This window comes from Actinoplanes sp. NPDC024001, from assembly GCF_040638955.1.
GTDB lineage: Bacteria > Actinomycetota > Actinomycetes > Mycobacteriales > Micromonosporaceae > Actinoplanes.
This window is the reverse complement of the sequence record NZ_JBEZZB010000092.1, coordinates 11,973-27,149: the sequence shown is the minus strand read 5'-3', so window position 1 is coordinate 27,149 and position 15,177 is coordinate 11,973. Positions and strand designations below refer to the sequence as shown.

The 15,177-nt window shown below is 74.0% G+C and carries 13 protein-coding genes; 7 read left to right on the top strand and 6 right to left on the bottom strand.

Translation table 11 applies throughout. The features are described from left to right. The first annotated feature begins 8 nt into the window (after window positions 1-8). The 5 genes from lanKC to AB0F81_RS30840 all read left to right on the top strand — a co-directional run bounded on the left by lanKC (window position 9) and on the right by AB0F81_RS30840 (window position 6,487). Window positions 9-2,576, top strand: coding sequence for a class III lanthionine synthetase LanKC (gene lanKC / locus AB0F81_RS30860; RefSeq protein ID WP_360202883.1), 2,568 nt, complete (start codon window positions 9-11; stop codon window positions 2,574-2,576). 6 nt (window positions 2,577-2,582) lie between these two features. Then, the gene (locus AB0F81_RS30855; protein ID WP_360202882.1) at window positions 2,583-2,702 is read left to right on the top strand and encodes a SapB/AmfS family lanthipeptide; all 120 of its coding nucleotides are present in this window, start codon (window positions 2,583-2,585) and stop codon (window positions 2,700-2,702) included. Between the two features lie 44 nt (window positions 2,703-2,746). Next, entirely contained in the window at window positions 2,747-2,866 is a 120-nt protein-coding gene (locus AB0F81_RS30850; protein WP_360202882.1) for a SapB/AmfS family lanthipeptide, read from the top strand. 91 nt (window positions 2,867-2,957) lie between these two features. Beyond that, window positions 2,958-4,724 (top strand): ABC transporter ATP-binding protein, encoded by a 1,767-nt coding sequence (locus AB0F81_RS30845; protein ID WP_360202880.1) that lies wholly within the window; start codon window positions 2,958-2,960, stop codon window positions 4,722-4,724. Then, entirely contained in the window at window positions 4,721-6,487 is a 1,767-nt protein-coding gene (locus AB0F81_RS30840; protein ID WP_360202878.1) for an ABC transporter ATP-binding protein, read from the top strand. Before AB0F81_RS30845 ends, AB0F81_RS30840 begins: the two co-directional genes overlap by 4 nt. On the opposite strand, the gene AB0F81_RS30835 is transcribed toward AB0F81_RS30840, so the two are convergent. After that, window positions 6,383-6,982, bottom strand: coding sequence for a response regulator transcription factor (locus tag AB0F81_RS30835; protein WP_360202877.1), 600 nt, complete (start codon window positions 6,980-6,982; stop codon window positions 6,383-6,385). The two genes, AB0F81_RS30840 and AB0F81_RS30835, sit on opposite strands and share 105 nt — an antisense overlap. 60 nt (window positions 6,983-7,042) lie before the next feature. Next, window positions 7,043-7,927 (bottom strand): AraC family transcriptional regulator, encoded by an 885-nt coding sequence (locus tag AB0F81_RS30830; RefSeq protein WP_360202875.1) that lies wholly within the window; start codon window positions 7,925-7,927, stop codon window positions 7,043-7,045. A 111-nt stretch (window positions 7,928-8,038) separates the two neighbouring features. Between AB0F81_RS30830 and AB0F81_RS30825 the strand changes: the two genes are divergently transcribed. Continuing rightward, entirely contained in the window at window positions 8,039-9,013 is a 975-nt protein-coding gene (locus tag AB0F81_RS30825; RefSeq protein WP_360202874.1) for an NADP-dependent oxidoreductase, read from the top strand. 97 nt (window positions 9,014-9,110) lie between these two features. Here the strand turns inward: AB0F81_RS30825 and AB0F81_RS30820 are convergent, their stop codons facing one another. Further along, window positions 9,111-10,550, bottom strand: a complete 1,440-nt coding sequence (locus AB0F81_RS30820; protein ID WP_360202872.1) for a PQQ-dependent sugar dehydrogenase — start codon at window positions 10,548-10,550, stop codon at window positions 9,111-9,113. A gap of 366 nt (window positions 10,551-10,916) precedes the next feature. On the opposite strand from AB0F81_RS30820, the gene AB0F81_RS30815 reads away from it, so the two are divergent. After that, window positions 10,917-12,116, top strand: a complete 1,200-nt coding sequence (locus AB0F81_RS30815; protein WP_360202870.1) for an exo-alpha-sialidase — start codon at window positions 10,917-10,919, stop codon at window positions 12,114-12,116. A gap of 9 nt (window positions 12,117-12,125) precedes the next feature. Here AB0F81_RS30815 and AB0F81_RS30810 read toward each other — a convergent pair whose 3' ends face one another. From AB0F81_RS30810 to AB0F81_RS30800, 3 genes are read right to left on the bottom strand one after another with little or no spacing between them, the layout of a single operon-like run. Further along, window positions 12,126-12,872, bottom strand: a complete 747-nt coding sequence (locus tag AB0F81_RS30810; protein ID WP_360202869.1) for an isocitrate lyase/phosphoenolpyruvate mutase family protein — start codon at window positions 12,870-12,872, stop codon at window positions 12,126-12,128. Further along, window positions 12,850-14,031 carry an MFS transporter gene (locus AB0F81_RS30805; protein ID WP_360202867.1) on the bottom strand — a complete coding sequence of 394 codons (1,182 nt, stop codon included), beginning with the start codon at window positions 14,029-14,031 and terminating at the stop codon, window positions 12,850-12,852. Before AB0F81_RS30805 ends, AB0F81_RS30810 begins: the two co-directional genes overlap by 23 nt. After that, complete coding sequence (locus tag AB0F81_RS30800) at window positions 14,031-15,116, bottom strand: sigma-70 family RNA polymerase sigma factor (RefSeq protein ID WP_360202865.1); 1,086 nt, start codon at window positions 15,114-15,116, stop codon at window positions 14,031-14,033. Before AB0F81_RS30800 ends, AB0F81_RS30805 begins: the two co-directional genes overlap by 1 nt. Window positions 15,117-15,177 lie beyond the last annotated feature (61 nt).

Below are 15,177 nucleotides of genomic sequence, written 5' to 3'. Positions count from 1 at the left end.
GGCCGAAGTTGGACCGCCGCTACGACGCCTACTGTGCCGCTGACCCGCTCTTCTACGACTCGCTGGCGATCTCCCAGCGCGCGGCCGGGGACTTCCCCGCCGCGCGCCGGCGGTTGCCGGCCGGGTGGAGTATCCGGGCACACGAGGACTGGCTGATCGCCGGTCCGGACGGCGTGACGCTGCCCCGGCAGGGGTGGAAGATCCATTCCTCGGGCCGCCCGGAAAACGCGCAGCGGATCGTCGACACGATCTGGCACTACTGCGTCCCCCGCGGGATCTCGTTCAAATTCCTGCGCTCCGCACAGGTCCTCTTCCTGCGTAACGCGAAATACGCGCCGCGTGCCGCCAGCGGCAAGCTGGCCACCATTTATCCGGCCGACGAGACCGCCGCGCAGGCCATCCTGACCGAGCTCGGGGCGCTGCTGACCGGCGAGTCCGGCCCGTACATTCTCAGCGACCTGCGCTGGGGCGACGGCCCGCTGCACGTGCGCTACGGCGCCTTCGCCCACCTGTACTGCGTCGCCGACGACGGTGACCTGGTCCCGGCGCTCGCCGGGCCGGACGGCACCCTCGAACCCGACCGGCGGCAGGCCGTCTTCAGCCTGCCGCCCTGGCTGGAGCTGCCCACGTTCCTGCGGCCCCACCTGGACGCGCGCAACGCGGTGACCACCAGCGACCTCCCCTACCGGATCACCCAGGTCCTCCACTATTCGAACGCGGGCGGCCTCTACGCCGCCGAGGACCAGCGCACCGGCGAGCGGGTGGTGCTGAAGGAGGCGCGGCCGTACGCCGGGCTGGACGGCCGCGGCGACGACGCGATCACCCGCCTGCGCCGGGAGCACGAGATGCTCGACCGGGTCGCCGATGCCGGCTTCACCCCGCGGGTGCTCGACCGGTTCACGCTCGGCGAGCACGAGTTCCTGGCCATGGAGTTCGTCGACGGCCAGCCGCTGAACCGGCTGATCGTGGAGAAGTACCCGTTCACCGATCCGGACGCCGACGACGCCACAATGCGCGACTACACCCAGTGGGCGCTCTCCGTCCACCACCAGGTGCGGCAGGCCGTCGCCGCCCTGCACGAGCGCGGCGTCGTCCACGGTGACCTGCACATGTTCAACATCATGGTGCGGCCGGACGGCCGGATCGCGCTGCTCGACTTCGAGGTGGCCGCGCCGGCCACCGTCGGGTACCGGCCGGGCCTGCGCAATCAGGGATTCGCCGCGCCCCGGGACCGCGCCGGGGTGTCGCTGGACGAGTACGCCCTGGCCTGCCTGGCGATCGCGCTGTTCCTGCCGCTCACCCCGCTGCTGCGGCTGGACCGGGCCAAGGTGCGCCACCTCGCGGACGTCGTCGCCGAGCACTTCCCGGTGCCGCGTGACCTGCTGGACGACGCCGCCGCGGTGGTGCAGGGCCCGTCCGCCGCGCGGATCGCCGCGATCGGCACCCGGAACTGGTCGGTCTTCGACCCGGACCCGCACGCCTGGCCCACGGCCCGTGACCTGCTCGTGCGCGCCATCCTGGGCAGCGCCACACCGCAGCGCACCGACCGGCTCTACCCGGGCGACATCGAACAATTCCGCCTCGGCGGGCTGGGCATCGCCTACGGTGCGGCCGGGGTGCTCTACGCGCTGGCCGAGAGCGGTGCGGAGATCCCCGGCGAGCACCGGGACTGGCTGGTGAAACGGGCCGCCGACCCGGGGTTCGACCCACGCCACGGCTTCCTCGACGGGCTGCACGGCGTCGCGTACGTCCTGGACCGTCTCGGTGAACGCCAAGCCGCGCTGGACCTGGTCGATCGCTGCCTGACCGCGGGCTGGGAGGGCCTGGGCCCGGACCTGGCCGGCGGCATCGCCGGCATCGGCCTGAACCTGCTGCACCTGGCCGGCCGCACCGGGGAGACCGGGCTGCGGGACGCTGCGGTACGCGCCGCGGACCTGGCGCGGGACCGGCTCGGCGACGCCGAGTCGGTGCCGGAGATCAGCGGCGGGCGGCACCCCCACGCCGGCCTCACCCGCGGCTCCAGCGGGGTGGCGCTGCTCTTCCTGCGGATGTACGAGACCACCGGTGACGCCGAATTCCTCGACCTGGCCGCCACCGCGCTGCGGCAGGATCTGCGCCGCTGCGTGACCCGGCCGAACGGGGCCCTGGAGGTCAACGAGGGCTGGCGGACCATGCCCTATCTCGCCGAGGGCGGCACCGGCGTCGGCCTGGTGCTCGACCGCTACCTGCGGCACCGGCCCGACCAGCGGTTCCAGGACGCCTCCGCGGCGATCGCCCGCAGCGCCCGGTCACCGATGTACGTGCAGCCCGGCCTGTTCGCCGGACGTGCCGGCATCGTCGCCTACCTCGCCGGCCGCCACGACCCCGAGATGGTCGCGCAGGTGCGCCGGCTGTCCTGGCACGCCCTGCCGTACGGCGGCGGGCTCGCCTTCCCGGGCGCGCAACTGCTGCGCCTGTCCATGGACCTGGCCACCGGAACCGCCGGTGTGCTGCTGGCGATGGCCATGGTCCGCCACGAGCGGCCGGTGACCTTGCCGTTCCTGGATCCGAACCCGACCGAGACCGAGAGGAGGTGAACGACCATGGCGCTTCTGGACCTGCAGGGCATGGAGCTGACGACCGAGCAGCGCGGTGGCGGCGGCAGCCAGGCTTCGCTGCTGCTGTGCGGCGACAGCTCGCTCAGCGTGACCACCTGTAATTGACCATCCGCACCGAGTCCGTACCGAAATTTCGAAGGAGAACTCTCATGGCACTTCTCGACCTGCAGGGCATGGAACTGACCACCGAGCAGCGCGGTGGCGGCGGCAGCCAGGCTTCGCTGCTGCTCTGCGGTGACAGCTCGCTGAGCGTCACCACCTGCAACTGACGTCGATCGGCCCCCCACCGACGTCTCGCGGCCCCGGCACCGGCTACCAGCCGGTCCCGGGGCCGCGCGGCACCGCCGAACAGGAGGAGACGTGACGCTGCCGCTGCTCGCGGTCGCCGCCGCGGTGGCCGCCGTCGCCCAGCTGGCCCTGCCGCTGGCGATCGGCCGCGCGGTGGACGCGGTCGTCGCCGGAGGCGCCGCCGGCCCCCGGCTGACCTGGGTCTTCGCGCTGGTCGCCGTGCTGATGGTCGCCGATCCGATGCGTGACCTGCTCGCCGGGCTGGCGCCGGCCGGCCGCACCGGGCAGCTGCGCCGCCGGCTGGTCCGGCACACGCTGGTGCTCGGCGCCCGCCGCCCGGACCCCGCCGGTGACGTGGTGAGCCGGGTGCTCACCGGCGCGGCGGAGGCCGGCCAGGGCGGGGTGGCCGTCGTCCTCGCCGTGGTGAGCGTGGTGCCGGTGGCCGGTGCGGTCGCCGCGCTGGCCTATCTGGATCCGTGGCTGATCGCCGGCTACCTGGCCGGCGTCGTGGCGATCGCCGCGCTGCTGCGGCGGCATGTCCGGGACACCTCCGACACGGTGGTCCGCTACCAGCGGGCCCAGGCCGAGATCGCGGCCCGGCTCGCCGGCGCCCTGGCCGGCCGGCGCACGATCGCCGCCGCCGCGACCGTGCGGGCCGAGGTCGCCCGCTGCCTGCGCCCGCTGCCGGAGCTGTCCGCCGCGGGGCACGGCATGTGGCGGGTGCTGGCCCGCTCGGCCGGGCAGAGCGCGCTCGTCGGACCGTTGCTGCAGGTGTCCGTGGTGGCCGTCGCCGGCTGGCTGCTGGCGCGAGGCCGGCTCACGCCGGGTGAGCTGCTCGCCGCGGTCCAGTACGGGGCGCTCGGCGCCGGCATCGGTGGCCTGGTCGCCGGGTTCACCCGGGTGGCGCGGGCCCGCGCGGGCGCCCGCCGGGTCGCCGAGGTGCTGGACCGGCCGGTGCCCCGTCACGGGCGGCGTGACCTTCCGCCCGGGCCGGGCGTGCTGGTCTTCCGCGACGTCACCGTCCGGGGTGACGGTGCGCCGATTATCGACCGGGTGAGCGTGACCCTGCCCGGTGGCCGGCCGGTCGCCGTGGTCGGCCGGTCCGGCTCCGGCAAGTCGACCTTCGCCGGCCTGGCCGCCCGGCTCACCGACCCGGACCGGGGCCAGGTGCGCCTGGACGGGGTACCGCTGCCCGAGCTGGCCGCGGACGTGCTGCGCCGCGAGGTCGGTGTCGCCTTCGAGCGGCCGGTGCTGGTCGGCGCGACGGTCGCCGACGCGGTCGCCCTCGCCCACGACCGGCCGGAGGACGCCACTGTGGCCGACACGGTCGCCCTTGCCCACGACCGGCCGGAGGACGCCACTGTGGCCGACACGGTCGCCCTTGCCCACGACCGGCCGGAGGACGCCACTGTGGCCGACGCGGTCGCCCTTGCCCACGACCGGCCGGGTGACGCCACGGTCGCCGGTGTCCTGGAGGCCGCCTGCGCGTCCGGGTTCGTGTCGCGGCTGCCGCAGGGCGCCGCCACCGCGCTGGCCGAGGCCCCGTTCTCCGGCGGCGAGACCCAGCGGCTCGGCCTGGCCCGCGCCTGGCACGCGCGGCGCCTGCTCGTCCTCGACGACGCCACGTCCAGCCTGGACACGGCCACCGAGGCGGAGATCCTGCGGCTGCTGACGGGCGACGTACGGCGTACCCATCTGATCGTCGCGCACCGGGCCGGCACCGCCGCGCAATGCGCAACCGTCGTCTGGTTGGACCGCGGCCGCGTGCGCGCCGTCGCGCCGCACCGTGACCTGTGGGCCGACCCCGCGTACCGCGCGGTCTTCGGAGCCGTGACATGAGTGCCGGCCGGGAGACCGCCGCGGCGCTGCGCCGCCGGCGCCGCGCAGTGATCCGGCTGCTGGCGTGGTCGCTGCCGGAGGCCGCGCCCGCCGTGCTCTCCGGCCTGGTCGTGGCCCGCGCCGTGGACGACGGTTTCCTGCGTGGCCGCCCGGTGGCCGGCTGTGCCTGGCTGAGCCTGCTGCTGGTGGCGGCGGTGGCCGGCGCGTGGGGCGCCCGGCAGACGAACCGCGCGGTCGCCGGGGTCGTCGAGCCGTTCCGCGACGAGCTGGTCACCCGGGTGGTCACCGCGTCGCTGCACGCCGCCGCCCCGGCCGGCGCGGTGGCCCGGATGACCCAGCAGGTGGAGACCGTGCGGGACGCGTTCGCCGGTCTGGTGCTGGTGTCCCGCGGTTTCGTGGTGACCGTGCTCGCCGCGCTGCTCGGCACCGCGTCGCTGGCCGCCCCGCTGCTGATCGTGCTCGCCCCGCCGCTGCTCGCCGGCCTTGGCCTGTTCGCGCTGGCGCTGCGGCTCGGCGTGCGCTGGCAGCGCGAATACCTGGCCGCCGGTGAACGGCTCGCCGACCGGGTGACCGCGGCCGCCGAGGCGGCCCGCGACGTGGCGGCCTGCCGGGCCGCCGAACGCGCCGCCGGGCATGTCGACGAGGCCGTCGCCGCCCAGGCCCGGGCCGAGCGGGCGCTGGCCCGGCTGGCCGCGTTCCGGTCACTGACCGTGGTGGTCGCCGGCTGGCTCCCGCTGATCGCGGTGCTGGCCGGCGCCGGCCCCGGCATCAGCACCGGCGCCCTGATCGGCGTGCTCACCTATCTGGCGCAGGTGCTGGTGCCGGCCCTCGACCTGTTCGTCGCCACGGTCGGCAACGCCGGCCTGCGCTTCGTGGTCACCCTCGGCCGGCTGCTGCCGCTCGCCACCGGCCCGGTCTCCCGGGGCGCGGCCACCGCGCCACCCGGCCCGCAGCCGCGCCTGGAGCTTGTCGACGTCACTTTCCGGTACGGGGCAGCCGCCCGCCCGGTGCTGCGGAACCTGGACCTGACCGTCGCAGCCGGCGACCACCTGGCCGTCGTCGGGCCCAGCGGCGCCGGCAAGTCCACCCTGGCCGCCCTGCTCTGCGGCACCCTGCGACCGGACCGCGGCACCGTCCGCTACGGCGGTGTCCCGGTCACCGACCTCGACCCGGCCACCCGCGCCCGCTGCCGCGTGCTGATCCCGCAGGAGGCGTACGTCTTCGGTGGCACCGTCGCGGACAACCTGCGCTACCTGCGGCCGGAGGCCGGCGACCCGCAGCTGCTCGCCGCCGCCGACCGCCTCGGCGCGACCGCACTGCTGACCCGGCTCGGCGGCCTGCGCGCCGAGCTGCGCCCCGGCGACCTGTCGGCCGGGGAACGCCAGCTGCTCACGCTGGTCCGTGCCTACCTGGCCCCGGCGCCGGTGGCCGTGCTGGACGAGGCCACCTGCCACCTCGACCCGGCCGCCGAGGAACGGGTGGAACGCGCGTTCGCCGCCCGCGGCCCGCTCGTGGTGATCGCCCACCGGATCAGCTCCGCCGAACGCGCGAGCCGCGTGCTGCTGCTCGACCCGGACGGCCCGCTGCTCGGCGACCACGAGAGCCTGCGCGTGCGCAGCACCCGCTACCGGGAGATGACCGGATACTGGGCGGCCGGTTCACAGCCAGCCGGCCCGGCGGGCCCGCTCGACGGCGTCGGCCCGGCTGCGCGCGCCCACCTTGGTGGTGATCCGGCTCAGCCGGTTGCGGACCGTGCCCGGTGACAGCGCCAGCTTGCCGGCGATCTCCTCGACCCCGATGCCCTCCGCGGCGAGTGCCAGCACCTCCCGTTCCCGGCCGGTCAGCGGGTTCTCCGGCTGCACCAGCCGGGCGGCGATCAGCTCCGGGTCGATCACCGCGTTGCCGGCGGCCAGGTTGCGCACCGCCGACAGCAGATGGTCGAGGGAGGCGCGCCGGGTCACGAACCCCACCCGGTCCCACTCGTCGGTCGCCACCCGGGTGAGCAGGTCGTGCCGGTCCGCGTCGATGAGGATCAGCACCCGCGTCCGCGGCACCGCGGTGCAGATCGCCGCGGCGGCCAGCAGCGGATCCTCGTCGCCGCCGAAATCCAGCACGGTGAGGTCCGCCGGCTCGGTGAGCGCGGTGGCCTCACGCCAGGCGGCCAGCTCGGCGACGACCTCCAGGTCCGGCTCGGCGCGCAGGGCGGCGGCCAGCGCCCCCCGATACAGCGGCGAGTCCTGCACGACGGCTATGCGCACAGACCCGGCATTCGGCACGCGACCACCATGGCATGAAGAGACAGTGAACGCGACCGCGTCCTACGTCGGATATCGGCGTCGATACCGGCCAGGTGACGCGCCGAACTCCCGTTTGAAAGCCCTCGCGAAGGCGAACTCCGAGCTGTACCCGGCCCGCGCGGCCACGGCGCTCAGCGAATCATCGCTGTCGATGAGATGCCGGGCCGCCGTGGTCATCCGCCACCAGGTGAGATAGGCCATCGGCGGGCGCCCGACAGCGTCGGTGAACCGGCGGGCGAACGTGGCCCGGGACAGCCGGCCCCGGCCGGCGAGTTCGGCGACCGTCCACGCTCGGGCGGGCTCGCGGTGGATCGCGTCCAGCGCGGGTCTGATGACCGGATCGTGCAGGGCGAGCGCCCATCCACGGGGGTCGCCGTCGCGAGCGCGGTCGTCGAACCAGGCCCGCAGGATGTAGAGCAGAAGCAGGTCGACGAGCGCCGGCACGCCGGCGCCGTCGGTCTCCAGCTCCTGGCCGAGCAGGTCGATCGCGGACCGCAGGGCGGGGTACCGGCCGGGTGCGGCCGGTAGATGGATCACCTCGGGCAGCTCGCGCAGCAGCGGGTGCGGGCGGGTCAGATCCCAGTGGTACGCCCCGCAGAGCAGCACCGTCCGCGCCCCCACGCCCGTGGTCGTCACGTCAGCCGGCGGGAACGGCCGCAGTGGAGTCGCCGGGTCGTTGGCGAGGCCGTGCCCGCGCCCGCTGCGGAGCAGAACGACGTCGCCCGGCCCCAGCGCGACCGGATCGCCCTGCGGGGCGAGCAGCCAGCAGGACCCTTGGAGTACGACGTGGAATCCGGCGCCGGGCACCTTGTCGAACCGCAGGCCCCAGGGTGCCCGCAGATCCGTGCGGGTGGATCCGGGGCGGCCGGCCCGCATCGCCGCGACGGCGTCACCGAGCAGGTCCATCGCCGGATGGTATCGCCGTCTCGCTGCTGAGACGCACGGCTATGAAAGGCAGACGTGCAGTGCTGTCCCGTCTCATTCGCCCGGCCATATCGTCGGTGCGGGAGGTGCGACGTGCCAGCACTGATGACAGCGATCCGGCAGCGCCGACACGGCGGCGCCGAGGTCCTCGAAGTCGCCGAGATCGGGCGACCGTCACCCGGCCCGGAGGAGGTTCTGGTCCGGGTGCGGGCGGCGAGCGTGAACCCCGCCGACTGGAAGATCCGCTCCGGGACGGCGGCGTTGCCGGTGACCATGCCCTTCATTCCCGGCTTCGACCTGTCCGGCACCGTGGTAGCGGTCGGCGACCGGGTCACCCGGTTCCGCCCCGGCGACGAGGTCTTCGGCATGCCGACCCCGTTCGCCGGCGCGTACGCGCAGTACGTGCGCGCCCCCGCCGCCGACCTCGCCCGCAAACCGGAGGGGATGAGTCACGTGCAGGCCGCCGCGCTGGCCTCGGTCGGGCTCACCGCGTGGCAGGCGCTGGCCGGCATCGCCCGGGTGAGCACGGGACAGCGGGTGCTGGTGCACGCGGCCGCCGGTGGGGTCGGCCACGTCGCCGTGCAGATCGCCAAGGCGCGGGGCGCCCACGTGATCGGCACGGCCCGGACAGCCAACCACGCTTTCCTCGCGGAGCTGGGCGTCGACGAGCTCGTCGACTACGCCACCGACGACTTCGCCACGGCGGTGAAGGACGTCGACGTCGTGCTGGACACCATCGGCGGGGCGTACGGCCCGCGGTCGCTGGACACGCTCACCCGGGGTGGCCTGCTCGTCAGCGCGGTGTGGGACCGGCCCGGAGTCACGCAGGCGGACGCCCTCCACCGTGGAGTGCGCTTCGAGACCGTGCGGGTGCACCCGTCAGCCGACGACCTCGTGGCGCTCGCCAACCTGGTCGAGCAGGGCCTGCTCCGGGTGCGGATCGCCGGTGTGCTGCCGTTGCACGAGGCGGCCGCCGCGCATCGGCTCAGCGAGAGCGGCCGGGTGCGCGGCAAGCTGGTCCTCACTCCGCCGAACGAGCGCAGCGCGTCAGCTGGGTCGGCTGGCTGACGGCCAGTGTCGTGCGGGAGCGCCGGAGCGAGCACTGCGGGTCAGCCGCCGCAGCCCGAACCGGGAACCGCAACGCGGAGCGTGCCCCGGAGAGTCACTAGGTGGCGGTGCAGGCCGTGCCGTCCAGGCGGAAGTCGGTGGGGCGGGCGTTGGTGCCGGTGTAGGTAGCCTGCAGGCCGAAGGTCACCGTCGCGCCGGCCGCCAGGGTGCCGTTCCAGCCGGCGTTGCGGGCGGTCACCGCAGCGCCGGACTGGGTGACCGTGGCGTTCCACGCGTTGGTGACGCGCTGGTTGCCGGGGAAGGTGAAGGTCAGCGCCCAGGAGGTGCGGGCGGCGCCGAGGTTCGTCACGGCGACGTTGGCGGTGAAGCCGGTGCCCCACTGGTCGGCCGTCCACCGCACCGAGCAAGCCGTGGCCGGCTGGGAGGTGGGCGGCTGAGACGTCGGCGGCTGGGAGGTCGCCGGTGAGCTGGGGGAGCCGATCGGCGGGAAGCGCAGGATCCGGTCGTCGTCGGCGGCCGGGGTGCCCCGTCCGTCGCGGTTGCTGGTGGTCACCCACAGGGCGCCGTCGGGGGCGCGTTCCACCGTACGCAAGCGGCCGTAGCGACCCTGGAGTTGCGCGACCGGCGCGCCCGCGCCGCCGGCGCCGTCGAGCGGCACCTGCCAGAGGCGCTGGCCGCGCAGCGCGGCGACATAGAGCGTCTGGCCGTCGATGGCGGCGCCGCTGGGTGAGGCCTCGGCGGTGCTCCACACCACGATCGGGTTGATGAAGCGGGGATCGTTGCCGCGGCCCTCGACCGTCGGCCAGCCGTAGTTGCCGCCGGCGACGATCAGGTTCACCTCGTCCCAGGTGTTCTGGCCGAACTCGGCGGCGTAGAGCCGGCCCTGTGCGTCCCAGTCGAGGCCCTGCGGGTTGCGGTGGCCGAGGCTGTAGACCAGCGAGTTCGGGAACGGGTTGCCGGTGGCGGGCACGCCGCCGTCCGGCCGCATCCGCAGGATCTTGCCGTTAAGGCTCTGCTGGTTCTGAGCGTTCGCCGTCACGTTCGCGTCGCCGACGGTGGCGTAGAGCATGCCGTCCGGGCCGAACGCGATCCGCCCGCCGTCGTGGATGCTCGCCCGGGCCAGTCCGCTGAGCACCACCTGCTGGGTCTGCGGGGTGTCCAGCCGGAAGCGGACGATCCGGTTGTCGCCGGCGGTGGTGAAGTAGACGTAGATCAGGTTGTCCTGCGCGAAGGTGGGGGAGACGGCCAGGCCGAGCAGGCCCGCCTCGCCGGTGGCGGTGACGCCGGCGATGGTGGTGACGGTCGTGGGGGCACTGCCGGGGGTCACGCGCAGCACGCGGGCACTGTTGCGCTCGGCGACCAGCGCGCTGCCGTCGGGCAGGAAGTCGAGGCCCCAGGGGACGGTCAGGCCGCTCGCCACCACCTGTGGGCTGGCCAGGTCGGGCTCCAGGGCGGCGGCCGGTGGCCCGGCCGCGACGAGGGCGGCGCTCAGGGCGAGCGCGGCGAGCGAGCCACAGACGGCGATCGTACGGCGCATGGGGCACCTCCGAACCTGATAGACAGCAGTCAATCTACGCCGGACCTGGGAGCGCTTCCACTCGGGAACGGAATCGCCTGGTCAGCGAGGATGCGTCCAGAAAAGGATGACTCCGCCCGCGCAGTCAGCAGTCCTACTCCTTCGGCCTTTCCTTCGGTATGCGGAACTGCGCTGATCCGATCGCGAGCAGTACGGTGGCGCCCGCGATTCTGAGCACCAAGCGGCGTTGTAGCTCGCCCGAGCATGCCACGAGAGGGGCGCACGCCGCCCGGATGCGGCAGGGGAGAGGTGTTGCTGAGGTTTCACGCCCTCGCCATGCGCGGGGTGGATGCGGCCCGGCAGAATGATCACCGTCATTGTCCACAAGTGAACAGGCGGAAGATGCGCAAGATCGCACGAGTTCTCCACCGCGGCGCTGCCGTCGCGGCGACCGCGGTGCTGGCGGTGACGCTGGCGCCCCAGCCCGCGCAGGCGGCCATCGACATCATCGGCACGATCACCAAGGAGGAGGGCGGCTACGAGCCGCGGTTCCCGTCCTTCGTCGAACTCCAGGACACCAACGACCGGATCATGGCGGTCTGGCACCGGGCCCTGGAGCACGCGGGCACGGTCGGCCGGATCGAGCTGTCGATCTTCGACGAGGTGGCGGGCACGTGGAGCGCCCCTGTTCCGGCGCTGAGCAAGCAGACGCCGTGGGCGGACATCGACACCCGCGACCCGCACCTCACCCGGATGCGCGACGGCAAGGTGATCATGACCTTCTTCGCGCAGGGCAAGGTGTACTACTCGTACTGGCAGCCGGGGTGGACGCGCTTCGCCGACCCGGTGGAGCTGCGCGTCGCGGGCATGCCGGCCAGCGTCGCCAGCCACGGCGGCGTCCTGCCGCTGACGAACACGGCCAGCAACGTCGACGAGGTGCTGGTCCCGTTCTACGCCGACGGCTCGGGCGGCGGCGCCTACTACATGCGGGCGAAGTACCAGCCGGGCACCGGCGCGCTGCTCAGCCCGCAGTCGTTCCGCCGGATCATCGCGAACGACGACTCGCCGGCCACCGAGAACCTGCGGTACACCGAGCCCGTCCTCGTGCAGGTCGGTGACACCGTCATCGCGGGCATCCGCGCCGAGGCCATCCTCGCCAGCCCGCCGGCCGGTCAGACGGGACGGCACGCGCGGCCGTTCGTCCTGGCCCGGTGGAACGCGTACAGCGACACGGCGGCCTTCAACATCCACCGGCCGCTGATCAACGGGTCCGGGTTCCTCGCCAGCTCGCACCACCTGCTGAAGGTCGGCGACCCCAGCAACCCGGACATCTTCATCACCTACGGCAACCGGTACGACTACAGCCACCGGCCCACCCGCGGCGTGCTGTTCAAGGAGCCGCTCGCCGCCACCTGGACCGCCACCGTGACGAAGCAGCTCTACGACTCGGGCCACTACGACCAGGCCAACCCGAGCAGCATCGAGCGGGAGCGGGACTGGTACTGGACGCTCGGGTTCAACGTGAACGCGAACTCCGCGGACTACGCGAAGCTCCAGATCGTCCGTAGCCAGCGCGCCGATTTCTGACGCCCGAGGTTACGACCGCAGCCGGCGTGCCGCCGTCGCGAAGTTCGCGAGGGCGGCCCGGTAGAAGCTCGGCCCGTAGGACACCCTCGCCACGCCTGCCGCCCGCAGCGTGGCGAGGTCGAGCTCGTCCGAGGTGTTGCCGTTGATCGGGGCGGGCACCTCGGCGACCAGGGCGGTGATGGTGTGCCGGTCGCGTACCCCGATGGGGTAGACACAGTCCGCGCCGGCGGCGCGATAGAGCCGGCCGCGCCGGATCGCCTCGGCGAGCCGGTCCGGTTCCGGGATCCCGCGGTCCGGCAGGAACGTGTCCACCCGGGCGTTGAGCACCAGCGGCACGCCCGCGTCGGAGGCGGCGGCGCGAACCGCGGCCAGCCACTCGGCGTGTGCCTCCGCGCCGGCCAGGCCGCCGGTGCGGTGGTCGGTGTCCTCCAGATTGCAGCCGGCCACCTCGATCTCCAGCAGCCGGTTCACGAGTTCGCGCGGCCGCAGCCCGTACCCGGCTTCGGCGTCGATCGTGACCGGGACCGGCACCGCCCGGGCGATCCGGCCGGCCGCCGCGAACATCTCCTGCCACGGCGCGCCCTCGCCGTCGTCGTATCCGAGCATCGCGGCGATCGCGGCGCTCGTGGTCGCGACCGCCGGGAACCCGGCCTCGGCCACGACCGTCGCGCTGGCCACGTCCCAGGCGTTGGGCAGGACGAGCATCTCGCCGCTGTGCAGTGCGCGGAGTTTCTCAGCGCGGGCTGTGATGTCCATGGGTGGTTTCCCTCTCTGCGGCGGTCTCGGCGGGTTTGAGGAAGCTGGTCGCCCAGGCCACCGGGATGGCGGCCACGGCGATGATCAGGGCGGCGACGACGGCCGCGGAGACGTCGAAGGCGCCGAGCGCCACGCCGCCGGCGAACGAGCCCGATGCGATGCCGATGTTGGCCGCGGAGGCGGGCAGCGACTGGGCGAACGCGCCGCCGGGACCGGCCAGGCTGATCACGCGGTACTGCATCGACGGGGCCATCGCCATGCCGAACAGGCCGGTGCCGAACAGCGCCAGCGCCACCAGGACCGCGAACGAACCCCCCAGCAGCAGCGCCAGCAGGCAGCCGGCGACGCCGATCGAGGCGACGACGAGGGTACGGGCGGCGTCGGCGTCCGCGAAGCGGCCACCGCCGAACGAGCCGACTGCGGTGGCCAGTCCGTACGCCAGCAGGAACACGCTGATCGCCGCGCCGGAGACACCGGTGACCGTCTGCAGGAACGGCACGATGTAGGTCAGTGCCGCGTAGACCGACGCGAACACCAGGACGGTCAGCGCGAGGATCGCCAGTACCGGTGGCGCGAACGCGTGCCGGACCTGGCTGCCCGCGCCGCCGCCGCTGCTCGGCACCGACGGCACCAGCAGCAGCGTGGCGACGAGCGCCAGCGCGGCCAGGACCGCGGCGGCGGTGAACGAGCCGCGCCAGCCGAGGGCCTGTCCGGCGAGCGTTCCGAGCGGCACGCCCAGCGCACCGGAGACGGTCACCCCGGAGATCACCACGGCGATCGCCCGGCCCATCCGTTCCGGCGGGACGACCGCGGCGCCCGCGGCGAACGCGGCCGCGATGAACACGCCCTGGAACGCGCCGGTGGCCGTGCGAGCGATCAGGAACAGGGCGTAGTCGCTGGTCAGCACGGTGATCAGGGTGGTCACCACGAACAGCGCGAGCATCGCCGCCAGCAGTGTCCGCTTGTTGAACCGGATGGTCAGGGCGGTCAGCAGCGGGCCGCCGATGGCGAGGCCGAGCGCGTACGCGGTCACCAGCGTGCCGGCCGCCGGGATGGAGACCCGCAGGTCGGTGGCGACGAGGTCGAGGACGCCGACGATGAGCAGTTCGGTGCTGCCCATCACGAACATGCCGAGGAAGAGCGTGGCCAGGGCGGGCATCAGGCAGCGACCGTGTGCGCCAGGCCGAACAGCGGCACGAGGCTGGTGTCGTGGAACGCGGTGATCCGGGCGATGCGGGACCCGCTCAGCGTCAGCACCTCGACCCCGTGCGCCTCGTAGTGATCACCGCGGCGCAGGTAGGCGACCGCCGTGGGCTGGCCGTTGGCGCGGGTGGTGACCATCCGCCAGCGGTCCGGGCGCAGCACCCGCGCGGCCAGGAAGCCGACCACGGCCGTCCGGCCGGTGAACCAGGTCGGGATCGGCGGCATCTCCAGCTCGACGTCCGCGCGCAGCAGGCCGACCAGGGCGTCCGGGTCGGCCCGGGTGAACGCGTCGACGTAGCCGTCGAGCAGCGCCCGCTGGGTCTCCTCGGCCGGTTCGGCCAGGTCGTCCTGGACCGGGCGGGCCTCGGCGAGGCCGGCCCGGGCACGGCGCAGCGTGCTCTCGACCGCGGCCGGTGTGGTGTCGAGCATCGCGGCCACCTCGGCGGTCCGGAACGCGAGCACGTCCCGCAGGGTCAGCACGGCCCGCTGCCGGGCCGGCAGCAGTTGCAGCGCGGCGATGAACGCCAGCCGTACGCCGCTGCGGCCGGCCACGATCGTGGCCGGGTCGTCGGCGCCGAACAGCGCGTCGGGCGCCGGCTGCAGCCACGGCACGGTCGGGTCGGCGGGCCGCAGGGCCACCCGGTGGTCGTCGGACGGCGCGCCCAGCCCGGACGGCAGCGGCCGCCGGGAGCGGGACTCCAGCGCGGTCAGGCACGCCATGGTGGCGATCCGATAGAGCCATCGTCGCAGCGAGGAGCGGCCCTCGAAGCTGTCGAAGGCCCGCCAGGCCCGCAGGTAGGTCTCCTGCACCAGGTCCTCGGCATCGTGGACGGACCCGAGGATCCGGTAGCAGTGCGCGAGCAACTCGGGCCGGAACGGTTCGGACAGGGCGGCAAATTCGGCGTCGGACGGCATCGCGGCCTCTCTTGACGGGCGTACGCATCGATATCCAGACCACCGGCCGCAGGGAAACCGGTCGCCGGCGTCGGGTCTGTGACGCGGCGCACACCGCAGTTCGCTTCGGCGCAACGGCGAACTCACGCCGTGGACCGCAGGCGGTCACCCTTCCCTGATGGGGTCATGGCGCCTACTGTCCACTGTG